The sequence below is a fragment of the Promicromonospora sp. NPDC060204 genome, from assembly GCF_042728455.1.
Lineage (GTDB): Bacteria > Actinomycetota > Actinomycetes > Actinomycetales > Cellulomonadaceae > Promicromonospora.
This window is the reverse complement of record NZ_JBHWZO010000234.1, coordinates 1-9,989: the sequence shown is the minus strand read 5'-3', so window position 1 is coordinate 9,989 and position 9,989 is coordinate 1. Positions and strand designations below refer to the sequence as shown.

Below are 9,989 nucleotides of genomic sequence, written 5' to 3'. Positions count from 1 at the left end.
GCACAGGCCTGTGCCGACCTCGATGCCAACTGCCGACTTTGTGCGGCAAACTGCCGACGTCGCAGCGGACTGCCGACTTTGTGCGGCAAACTGCCGACGCCGGCGCGGACTGCCGAGTTCGCGAGGCAAACTGCCGTCGTCGGCGGCGAGTACTGCTTACCGCAGCGCCGCCGAGACGATCTCCAGGGCCTCGGTCCGGCTGATCCCCAGGGCGCGGGTCGTCTCCGCGTACTGCGCCGCGGCGTCCTGGGCCAGGGCGAGGCGCTGGTTGCCGGCTGCGCTGACGAACGTCCCGGCGCGGCCGCGGGTCTCGACGAGCCCGGCCGCCTCCAGCTCGCGGTACGCGCGGGCAACGGTGTTCACGGCGATCCCGAGGTCGGCGGCCAAGGCCCGCACGGTCGGGAGCCGCGCGCCGACGGGCAGGGTCCGGTCCGCCATCTGCTGCGCGAGCGTGGTGCGCACCTGCTCGTACGGCGGGACGGAGGACTCGGCGTCGATGCTGATCACGCTCGCCACAGTACAAGCGCGACCCCCGCCGGACAGGCCGGAACACGCCCCACGCGACGCGACCACGCCCGTCACACCACGCCCGCCGACCACGCCCGTCACACCACGCAGAGCTCGTTCCCCTCCGGGTCGCGCACCGTGACGTGGTCCAGGCCCGCCGGCCCGGGGGCCTCCCACGCGATCGTGCCGCCTGCCGCGACCAGCTCGGCGACCTTGGCGCGGATGCGTTCCTCGCGCACCTGCGGCGGGAGCTCCCGTCCGCCCGAGACCTGCAGGTCCACGTGCACGCGGTTCTTGACCGTCTTGGGCTCGGGCACCCGGAGGAACGACACGGACGGCAGCCGGCCCTCGGGGTCGGCGAGGTAGGCGACGTCGTGCCACTCCTCCTCGGGCACGCCCTGCGCGGCCAGCCAGTCCTCCCAGGAGCCCCACCCCGCGGGCGGCGGCCGCTCGGCGTAGCCGAGCGCGAGCATCCAGAACGGGGCGACGGCGCGGACGTCGGTGCAGTCGATGGTGAGGGACCAGGCAGTGGTCATACCCGCACGCTAAGGGGTCGCCACGTCCGCCGCACGGTGGTAGACATGACGGACATATACGGAACTTGGGGCGAGGGGGAACCGTGGCTGAGACGTACGAGATCAAGGGTGAGGGCGGCGTTGTGCTGGAGGTGCTCGGGCCCGACGACGAGCCGCAGGGCGAGGTGACAGAACCCTGGACGCCCCCGGAACCCACCGAGACGCCGGAGGCGCCGGAGATTCCAGAACCCACCACGACCCCCGAACCGCCCGAGCCAGCCGTCGAGCCCACCGCCACGGTGAGCATCGCGACCCGCGCGTCCTGGGGCGCCCGCTACCCCGACGGGGACCTGACGTTGACCGGCCCCGCCGTCGAGGTGTGGGTGCACCACTCGGTCACGGCGCAGCTCTCGCCCGGCGCGAGCGTGGCCGCCGAGGCCGAGCAGATGCGCGCGCTGGAGAGTGTGGGCCAGACCCGGTTCGGTACGGGCATCTCGTACAACGTGGTGATCTTCCCCTCCGGCCGGGCCTACCAGGGCGTGAGCTGGAACCGCCGCGGCACCCACACCGGCGGCCGCAACAGCACCTCCCGGTCCATCTGCTTCGCCGGCAACTACGAGACCAACAACCCCACCGCCGCCCAGATCTCCACGGCCGCGGCCATCTACGGCGCCGGCAAGGGCCGCTGGTGGACCCAGGGCGCGCCGCTCGGCGGCCACCGCGACGTCTCGCAGACCGCCTGCCCCGGCCGCAACCTGTACGCGCGCCTCGACGACATCCGCGCCGGCGAGGGCTCCACCCCGCCCAGCCCGGGGGAGCCCGGCGGCCTGACCGTCGACGGCTTCTGGGGCTCGTCCACCACCCGCCGCCTCCAGCAGGAGCTCGGCACCCCGGTCGACGGCGTGGTCTCGTCCCAGAGCGTCGCCTGGCGCGACGTCAACCCGGGCCTGACCACCGGCTGGCGCTGGGTCACCGACGCCCAGGGCTCCCGCGTGATCGCCGCCCTGCAGCGCAAGATCGGCATGCCCGCCGACCAGCGCGACGGCAAGATCGGCCCGCAGACCATCCGCGCCCTCCAGCGCTACCTCGGCACCCCGGTCGACGGCGTCATCTCGCGCGACTCCCGCGCCGTCATGGCCCTGCAGCGCCGCCTCAACCAGGGCCGCGTCTGACGACGGCTGCGTCGTACGACGGCCGGGTCGTCCGGGTTCGCATCGGCCGGGCCCGTCCGACGACGGCGGGCCGGGCCCGACCCCAGGTCACCGACCCCGGGCCGCGATCACGGCTAGTCTCGCGTCCATGACCGACGCCGCCCAGCGCCCCGCACCCGACCAGCCCGCCGGCCGCCCCGCGCCCGGCCCGATCCCGCTCGGCACCGCACCCCGGCCCACCTTCGGCATCGATCTGGAGGCGCGGATCCGAGCGACGTTGACGGAGGAGCTCGGCGGCCAGGCGCTGAGGCTGGACCACGCGCCGATCACGGCGGAGCTCGACGGCGCCGACATCACGTCGGCCGTCATCGATCTGTCGGGCGTCGCCGTCTCGCTGCCGCAGGCCGCGCAGGCCGGTCACCCGCATCACGCCGCGCACCCGGGCCACCACACCGGCCCGCAGATCGCGCGCGAGCGCGCCGGCTGGCACCCCGAGGTGATCGCCAGCGAGCGCGGCACGCTCCATCACCTGCGGATCGACGCCCACCGGCTCGTCGCGGTGGACCTGCCCGTGGACATCACCGCCGAGCTCACGAACCTGCGGTTCGACTGGGTCGAGGGTTCCGACGGCCGCGTGGGCATCCAGCCCGTCGAGCCCAGCGCCGACCACCCGGTCTCCGGCCACGCCCGGGTCGCCGTCGACAAGGCGGGCCTGGTCGCGACGGCGCGCGGGGTGCTCACCGTCGTGCTGCTGCAGCAGGGCATCACGCTGACGGGGCTGGACCTCGACGTGGTCTCGCAGGGCCCGCGGGCCGCGACTCTGCGGGTCGACGCCGCGATCAGGAAGGGCGTGTTCCTCTCGGCGCGGGTGCAGGCCACGGCGTCGGTCAGCATCGACGAGAACATGGTGCTCGCCGTGCGCGACGTGCAGCTCGGCAGCGGCAACCCGCTCGTCGCCGCGCTGCTCGGGACGATCCGCGGCAAGGTCGAGGCCGCCACGAGCCGGGACATCGACCTGGCCGAGAAGCTGCCGGACGGCGTCCGCCTGGCCGACGTCCGCCTGGACGTGGGCCGCGAGATCGTGGCCAGCGCCCGCCTCTCCTGAGCCGGAGGGGCGCGGCCCGAGACCGTCGCCCCGTCCCGGCCGGGGTACGTTGGGCGCATGTCCGTCAGCGCTCAGACCGGCCCGTCCACCAGGGCGGGAGCAGGCACCGGAACCGCCCGCACCGCGACGACCGGTCAGCGCGGCGGGTACGCCAAGGGCCGCGCGACGCAGCAGGAGATCATCCGCGCGGCGATCCTCGTGTTCGCCGACGTCGGCTTCCACGGCGCCTCCCTGCGGGACATCGCGGCCCGGGTGGGCATCTCCCACCCGGGCCTGCTGCACCACTTCCCCAACAAGGCCGCCCTGCTGGAGGCCGTGCTGGAGTACCGCGACGCCGTGGACGAGCAGTCCTTCCAGGAGGACATGGAGCGCGGCTCCGAGTACTTCGAGGCCCTGCTGAACCTCGTGGAGCGCAACCGGCTGCGCCGCCCGCTCGTCGAGCTGTTCGCCGGGCTGTCCACCGAGGCGACGTCGCCCGACCACCCGGCGCACGAGTACTTCCGGCGCCGGTACGCGCGCGTGCTGGGCGAGCAGTCCGAGCTCCTCCGGGAGCGGGCCGCGCGGGGCGGCCTCGCTCCCGGGGTGGACCCGGACCAGGCGGCGCGCACCGTGGTGGCGCTCATGGACGGCCTGCAGATCCAGTGGCTGTTCTCCCTGGAGCGGCCGGGCGCCGAGCGGGTCGACATGGCTGCCGACCTGCGCGGCTACCTGAACCTCATCCTGCGCTGACCGTTCAGCCGTTCGCCTCCGCCAGGAGCGCCGTCAGGCCGTCGCGGTCGAACCCGCCCATGCCGAAGTCGGCCACGACGGTCAGCGGCATGTCGCCGATCATGCCGAGCATGTCCTCGGCGACGGCGCCGCCGTGCACGAGCGCCTGGATGCGCGGCCCGACGACGGGGTGCGCCATCGCCTCGGCCACCGTGGAGAGCGGCTCCAGCGGCAGGCGCACGTCCTCGCCCTCGACGACGACGGTCGCCGAGCCGCGCAGGTCGCGTGACGAGGCGCCGACCGAGATCACGAACTCGCCGCCCTCGACCACCCAGCGGCGCAGCACGGGGTGCCAGTAGGCCAGGTCGCGGCCCACGAGGTCGAGCGTGACCTCGCGCGACTCGCCCGGCTCCAGGTCGACCTTGGCGAACGCCTTGAGCTCCCGCTCCGGTCGCTGCGCCTGGGACTCGGGGTCGCCGACGTACACCTGCACGACCTCGGCGCCCGACCGCTCGCCGGTGTTGGTGACGGTCACGGTCACGCGCACCACGGCGTCGTCGGCCGTGGTGTCGTCCGCCCCGGACGCCGGGCGCAGCACCTCGGCGGCCACGCCGTCGTAGGCGAACGTGGTGTACGACAGGCCGTGGCCGAACGGGTAGGCGACGTCCGCCTGCCGCGCGTCGTACCAGCGGTAGCCCACCAGCAGGCCCTCGCCGTATCGGACGTGGCCCAGCTCGCCGGGGAAGTTGCCGTAGGACGGGTTGTCCTGAAGCCGCAGCGGGATCGTCTCGGCCAGGCGGCCGGCCGGGTTCACCGCCCCGAGCAGCACGTCGACGACGGCGGAGCCGCCGGCCTGGCCGCCCAGCCAGCCCTCGACCACGGCCGGGGCGAGGTGCCGCCACGCCGCGACGGAGACGGCCGAGCCGTTCGCCAGCACGACGACGACGCGCGGGTTGACCGCCGCAACGGCCTCCAGCAGCGCGACCTGCTCGGCGGGCAGGTCCATGTGCGCGCGGTCGAAGCCCTCCGACTCGTAGGAGGCAGGCAGGCCCAGGAACACCAGCACGGTCCCGGCGGCGCGGGCCACCTCGGCGGCCTCGGCCAGCAGGGCCGCCGCGTCCGTGCCCGAGCCTGCGTCGGCGCCGTCGACCGTGTAGCCCGCGGCGAACGGGACCTCGGCGCCCGTCGCGGTGCGGAGCGCGGACAGCGCGTCGTCGAGCCGCGTGGGGTTGACCTGCGAGGACCCGGCGCCCTGGTACCGCGGGGTGCGGGCCAGCTCGCCGACGACGGCGACGCCGTCGGCCGAGGCGAGCGGCAGCAGCGGGGCCTCGTCCACCGGGTCGTTCTTGAGCAGCACCGTCCCGGCGGCCGCGGCCTCGCGGGCCAGGGCGTGGTGTGCGTCGACGTCGAAGTTCTCACCGGAGGCAGCCGCGGCGTCCAGTGCCGGCAGCGAGCGCGCCACGAGGCGCAGCACGCGGCGGGCCGCGACGTCGACCACGGCCTCGTCGAGCGTGCCGGCGCGCACCGCGGCGACGACCTCGGCGTCGGTGCGGCCGCCCGAGGCGGGCATCTCCAGGTCGAGCCCGGCGGCGACGGCGGCGCCGCGGTCGCGCACCGCGCCCCAGTCGGACACGACGAGCCCCTCGAAGCCCCACTCGTCGCGCAGCACCTCGGTGAGCAGCCAGTGGTTCTGCGACGCGTAGACGTCGTTGATCTTGTTGTACGAGCACATCACCGTCCACGGCTGTGCCCGCTTGACCACGCGCTCGAACCCGGGCAGGTAGATCTCGCGCAGGGTGCGCTCGTCGACGTCGGCCGAGACGCGCATGCGGTCGGCCTCCTGGTTGTTGGCCGCGAAGTGCTTGAGCGAGGTGCCGACGCCCTGGGACTGGATGCCGGCCACGAGGGCGGTGCCGAGCTCGCCCGAGATCACCGGGTCCTCGGACAGGTACTCGAAGTTGCGCCCGTTGAGCGGCGAGCGCTTGATGTTGATGCCGGGGCCCAGCAGCACGGCGACGTCGTTGACGCGCGTCTCGCGGCCCAGCGCCTCGCCGACCCGGCGCAGCAGCGCGGGGTCCCACGTGGAGCCGAGCGTGGCCGCGGGCGGGAAGCAGGTGGCGGGCACGGAGGTGCCGAGCCCCAGGTGGTCGGGGGTCTCGGCCTGCTTGCGCAGCCCGTGCGGGCCGTCGGTGACCATGACGCCGGGCACGGCCACGCCGTCCCGGTCGACCGGCTGCGTGGTCCAGAAGTCCAGGCCCGACAGCAGCGACGCCTTCTCCTCGAGCGTGAGGGCGGCGAGCACGCGCTCGACGTCGAACGCGCGGCCTGCCGTCGTTGCTGCGCCCTGTGCGGCGGCGCCCGATCCTGCGGCTGCCGGCGCCTCGGTGGTCTCCTCGATGGTCATGTGTGCACTCCTTAGCCTGGACTGTTGCGCTGCAAACCTACCGAGTGGTAGAAATTCAAAAACTACCACCCGGTAGTCGTTGACGACAGCGGCCCACCGGGAGCCCGCCCAGCCGGGGCAGTGCTGCCCCACCCAGGAGTCACCATGGCAACCCTCGATTCGCGTCCCGCGCAGGACCCGGCCGCCCCGCCGCCGCGCCCGGCAGCCCACCCGGCGTCGTCCAAGGCCGGCGGCACCGGCCTCGTCCTCGCCTACGTCGCCGCGTTCTTCGCGCTCTACGTGGCGCTCCTGACGCCCGTGATCAGCACGCTCGCGCTGCGGGTCAGTGCCCTGTCCACCCCCGAGACCCGCGCAGCCGACCTCGCGCTCGTCACCGGCGTCGGCGCCTTCTTCGCGTTCGTGGCCAACCCGCTCGCGGGCGCCCTGTCCGACCGCACCACCTCCCGCCTCGGCATGCGCCGCCCCTGGCTGCTGTGGGGCGTGCTGCTCGGCTCCGCCGGCATCGCGATCATCGCGGTCGCGCCGAACATCGCCGTGGTCGCCATCGGCTGGGCGATCGCGCAGACGGCGTTCAACGGCACGCAGGCCGCCCTCCAGGCCCTGCTGCCGGACCAGGTCTCCGAGCGCCTGCGCGCCCGCGTCTCCGGCTGGCTCGGCATCGCGCAGAACCTCGCGCCGCTGGCCGGCATCGGCATCGCGGCCTGGCTGACTTCCGCCGGCGCCGGCTCTGCCTGGCTGTTCCTGCTGCCGACGGCGCTGGCGATCGTCGGCGTGCTCGCGCTGGTCGCCGTCCTGAAGGACCGCCGCCTCGACCCGGCAGACGTCGAGCCGTTCCACCTGGGCCGCTTCCTCGCGGGCTTCTGGGTCTCGCCGCGCAAGCACCCCGACTTCGGCTGGGCCTTCGCCGGCCGCTTCCTGCTGCTGTTCGGCTTCGCGCTCTACAACAGCTACCAGGTCTACTTCCTGCAGGACCGGTTCGGCATGGACGAGCCGACGGCGCTCGGCTGGCAGCTGCGCCTCATGGTGCTGCAGGCGGCCGTGCTGCTGCTGGCCGGCGCCGCGGGCGGCGCCCTGTCGGACCGGACCGGCCGCCGCAAGGTGTTCGTCATCGTCTCCACCGTCCTCGCGGGCGCGGGCCTGCTTGTGTTCGCCTTCGCCGGTGAGCCGAGCCACCTTTACCTCGGGGCCGCGCTGTTCGGCGCGGGGCTGGGCGCGTACTTCGCCGTCGACCTGGCGCTCGTGACCGACGTGCTGCCCAACAAGGACACCGAGGCCGCCAAGAACATGGGCGTCTTCAACATCGCCAACGCCCTGCCGCAGTCGCTCGCGCCGGCCCTCGCCCCCGCGCTGCTCGCGATCGGCCCGGCCTCCGGCGCGGGCGGCAACTACACGTCGCTGTTCCTGGTGGGCGCGCTGGTGGTCGTGGTCGGCGCCGTGAGCACCATGTTCATCCGGGGTGCGCGATGACGGCGACCGAGGCGGGCCGCGAGGCGGCGTCCGATACCGCGCCGTACCGCGACCCCGCGCTGCCCGCCGCCGAGCGGGTCGCCGACCTGCTCGGCCGGATGACCCTGGCCGAGAAGGCCGGGCAGATGTTCCAGACCATGGTCGAGGTGGGCCCCGGCGGCACGCTCGCCGACGAGCCGTCCGACCACGGCATGCCCGGCACGTCCGAGCTGGTGCTCGACCGGCATCTGACGCACCTGAACGTGCTCGCCGCGCCGCCGACCGCCCGCGAGTTCGCCGCCTGGCACAACCGGCTGCAGCGCCTGGCCGCCGGGACCCGGCTCGGCATCCCGGTGACCATCGCCTCCGACCCGCGGCACGGCTTCACGGACAACCCGGGCGCGGCCCTGCTGTCGGGGCCGTTCTCGCAGTGGCCCGAGACGCTGGGTCTGGCCGCGACCCGCGACGAGCGGCTGGTCGAGGAGCACGGCGACGCCGCGCGCCAGGAGTACCTGGCCGTCGGCATCCGGACGGCGCTGCATCCGCAGGTGGACCTCGTGACCGAGCCCCGCTGGGCGCGCGGCGGCGGCACCTTCGGCGAGGACGCCGGCCTCACCGGACGCCTGGGCGCCGCCTACGTGCGCGGCCTCCAGGCCGGCGGCGACGTCGCGCGCGAGGCGGGCCTGGCCGGCGCGTTCGGGCCCGACAGCGTGTCCACGATGACCAAGCACTTCCCGGGCGGCGGTCCGCAGCTCGACGGCGAGGACCCGCACTTCGCCTACGGCCGGGAGCAGGTCTACCCGGGTGGGCAGTTCGACCTGCACCTGGAGCCGTTCAAGGCGCTGCTCGCCGCCGGCACGCGGCAGATGATGCCGTACTACGGCATGCCCGTGGGGCTGCGCGCCGACCTCGGCTCCGGCCCGGAGGACGTCGAGCAGGTCGGGTTCGGCTTCAACCGCGGCGTGCTGACGCGGCTGCTGCGCGAGCACCTCGGGTTCGACGGCATCATCTGCACCGACTGGGGCCTGGTGACCGACGTCGAGATGTTCGGCCTCCCGTTCCCCGCCCGCGCCTGGGGTGTGGAGCACCTGAGCCCGCTGGAGCGCGTGGCGAAGATCCTGGACGCCGGCGCCGACCAGCTCGGCGGCGAGGCGTGCCCGGAGCACGTGGTCGAGCTCGTTCGCTCGGGGCGGGTGCCCGAGGCGCGCATCGACGCCTCGGTGCGGCGCCTGCTGGCCGAGAAGTTCGAGCTCGGCCTGTTCGACGACCGCCGGTACGTCGACGAGGACGCGGCCGCCGTCGTCGTCGGACGTGCCGACCTGGTCGCCGCGGGGCGGCGGGCGCAGTCCCGGTCGGTGACGGTGCTGCGCAACGCGGGATCTGCTGGTGCCGTCGTGGGCGGCGTCGTGGACGGCGTCGTCGGCGGGGGAGCGGGCGGCGCGGCGCGACTGCCGCTCGCGCCCGGCCTGCGCCTGTACGCGGAGGGTGTGCCCGACGGCGAGGTGGCCGGCTTCCGGCGTGTGGCGACCCCCGCCGAGGCCGACGTCGCGCTGCTGCGCCTCGACCCGCCGTTCGAGGAGCGCGGCCCAGGCTTCGAGAGCTTCTTCCACGCGGGGTCGCTCGAGCTCGCCGACGACGTCGTGGCCCACGTCGCCGAGGTGGCCGCGGCCGTGCCGACCGTCGTGGACGTGCACCTGGACCGCCCCGCGGTCCTGACGCCCCTGGTGGAGCTGCCCGGCACGACCACGCTCGTCGTCACGTTCGGCGTCGGCGCCCCCGCGCTGCTCGACGCGCTCACCGGGTCGGTCCCGCCCGAGGGCCGGCTGCCGTTCGACCTGCCGCGGTCGACGGCGGCGGTCGAGCAGTCCCGCTCGGACGTCCCGTTCGACACGGCGGACCCGCTGTTCCGCTTCGGCCACGGCGAGCCGCTGGAGGTGGCGGACGACGCACCGGTGTGACCGGTCGTCGGCCCGCGCCGTCGTCCGGCGTGACGGGCGGCACGCGGTCTGACCTGGCGTGACAGTAGGCGCGCGGCCCGACCCTCAGCCTCGACTTGAGGGTGAGCCGCCCCAAACCCTCAACCTTCAGTTGAGGCTGACCCCACGCTCCGGCTGCCCCCACCCCCCGGCGTTGACCACAGCGGTTCCTGCCAC

8 protein-coding genes are annotated in these 9,989 nt (G+C 74.5%); 5 read left to right on the top strand and 3 right to left on the bottom strand.

What is annotated here, in order from left to right:
* Positions 1-156 precede the first annotated feature (156 nt).
* Complete coding sequence (locus ACFWEJ_RS23065) at positions 157-516, bottom strand: GntR family transcriptional regulator (RefSeq protein WP_377231519.1); 360 nt, start codon at positions 514-516, stop codon at positions 157-159.
* Positions 517-605: 89 nt separating this feature from the next.
* Positions 606-1,043 carry a VOC family protein gene (locus ACFWEJ_RS23060; RefSeq protein ID WP_377231518.1) on the bottom strand — a complete coding sequence of 146 codons (438 nt, stop codon included), beginning with the start codon at positions 1,041-1,043 and terminating at the stop codon, positions 606-608.
* Between the two features lie 83 nt (positions 1,044-1,126).
* Here ACFWEJ_RS23060 and ACFWEJ_RS23055 point away from each other — a divergent pair, with 83 nt between their 5' ends.
* The 3 genes from ACFWEJ_RS23055 (at position 1,127) to ACFWEJ_RS23045 (ending at position 4,007) form a co-directional block, all read left to right on the top strand.
* Entirely contained in the window at positions 1,127-2,194 is a 1,068-nt protein-coding gene (locus tag ACFWEJ_RS23055) for a peptidoglycan recognition family protein (RefSeq protein ID WP_377231517.1), read from the top strand.
* 127 nt (positions 2,195-2,321) lie between these two features.
* Positions 2,322-3,278, top strand: a complete 957-nt coding sequence (locus ACFWEJ_RS23050; RefSeq protein ID WP_377231516.1) for a hypothetical protein — start codon at positions 2,322-2,324, stop codon at positions 3,276-3,278.
* 57 nt (positions 3,279-3,335) lie between these two features.
* Positions 3,336-4,007, top strand: a complete 672-nt coding sequence (locus ACFWEJ_RS23045; protein WP_377231515.1) for a TetR/AcrR family transcriptional regulator — start codon at positions 3,336-3,338, stop codon at positions 4,005-4,007.
* A gap of 4 nt (positions 4,008-4,011) precedes the next feature.
* On the opposite strand, the gene ACFWEJ_RS23040 is transcribed toward ACFWEJ_RS23045, so the two are convergent.
* Positions 4,012-6,390 carry a glycoside hydrolase family 3 C-terminal domain-containing protein gene (locus ACFWEJ_RS23040; protein ID WP_377231514.1) on the bottom strand — a complete coding sequence of 793 codons (2,379 nt, stop codon included), beginning with the start codon at positions 6,388-6,390 and terminating at the stop codon, positions 4,012-4,014.
* A gap of 144 nt (positions 6,391-6,534) precedes the next feature.
* Here ACFWEJ_RS23040 and ACFWEJ_RS23035 point away from each other — a divergent pair, with 144 nt between their 5' ends.
* Together ACFWEJ_RS23035 and ACFWEJ_RS23030 are read left to right on the top strand one after the other, a co-directional pair.
* Positions 6,535-7,857, top strand: a complete 1,323-nt coding sequence (locus tag ACFWEJ_RS23035; RefSeq protein WP_377231513.1) for an MFS transporter — start codon at positions 6,535-6,537, stop codon at positions 7,855-7,857.
* Positions 7,854-9,794 carry a glycoside hydrolase family 3 protein gene (locus ACFWEJ_RS23030; protein ID WP_377231512.1) on the top strand — a complete coding sequence of 647 codons (1,941 nt, stop codon included), beginning with the start codon at positions 7,854-7,856 and terminating at the stop codon, positions 9,792-9,794. The genes ACFWEJ_RS23035 and ACFWEJ_RS23030 overlap by 4 nt, the downstream gene beginning before the upstream one ends.
* Positions 9,795-9,989: the final 195 nt, after the last annotated feature.

Bases quoted from the DNA above. Each gene is read 5' to 3' on its own strand.
- ACFWEJ_RS23060 (WP_377231518.1), bottom strand. From the start codon at position 1,043: ATGACCACTGCCTGGTCCCTCACCATCGACTGCACCGACGTCCGCGCC.
- ACFWEJ_RS23050 (WP_377231516.1), top strand. From the start codon at position 2,322: ATGACCGACGCCGCCCAGCGCCCCGCACCCGACCAGCCCGCCGGCCGC.
- ACFWEJ_RS23045 (WP_377231515.1), top strand. From the start codon at position 3,336: ATGTCCGTCAGCGCTCAGACCGGCCCGTCCACCAGGGCGGGAGCAGGC.
- ACFWEJ_RS23040 (WP_377231514.1), bottom strand. From the start codon at position 6,390: ATGACCATCGAGGAGACCACCGAGGCGCCGGCAGCCGCAGGATCGGGC.
- ACFWEJ_RS23035 (WP_377231513.1), top strand. From the start codon at position 6,535: ATGGCAACCCTCGATTCGCGTCCCGCGCAGGACCCGGCCGCCCCGCCG.
- ACFWEJ_RS23030 (WP_377231512.1), top strand. From the start codon at position 7,854: ATGACGGCGACCGAGGCGGGCCGCGAGGCGGCGTCCGATACCGCGCCG.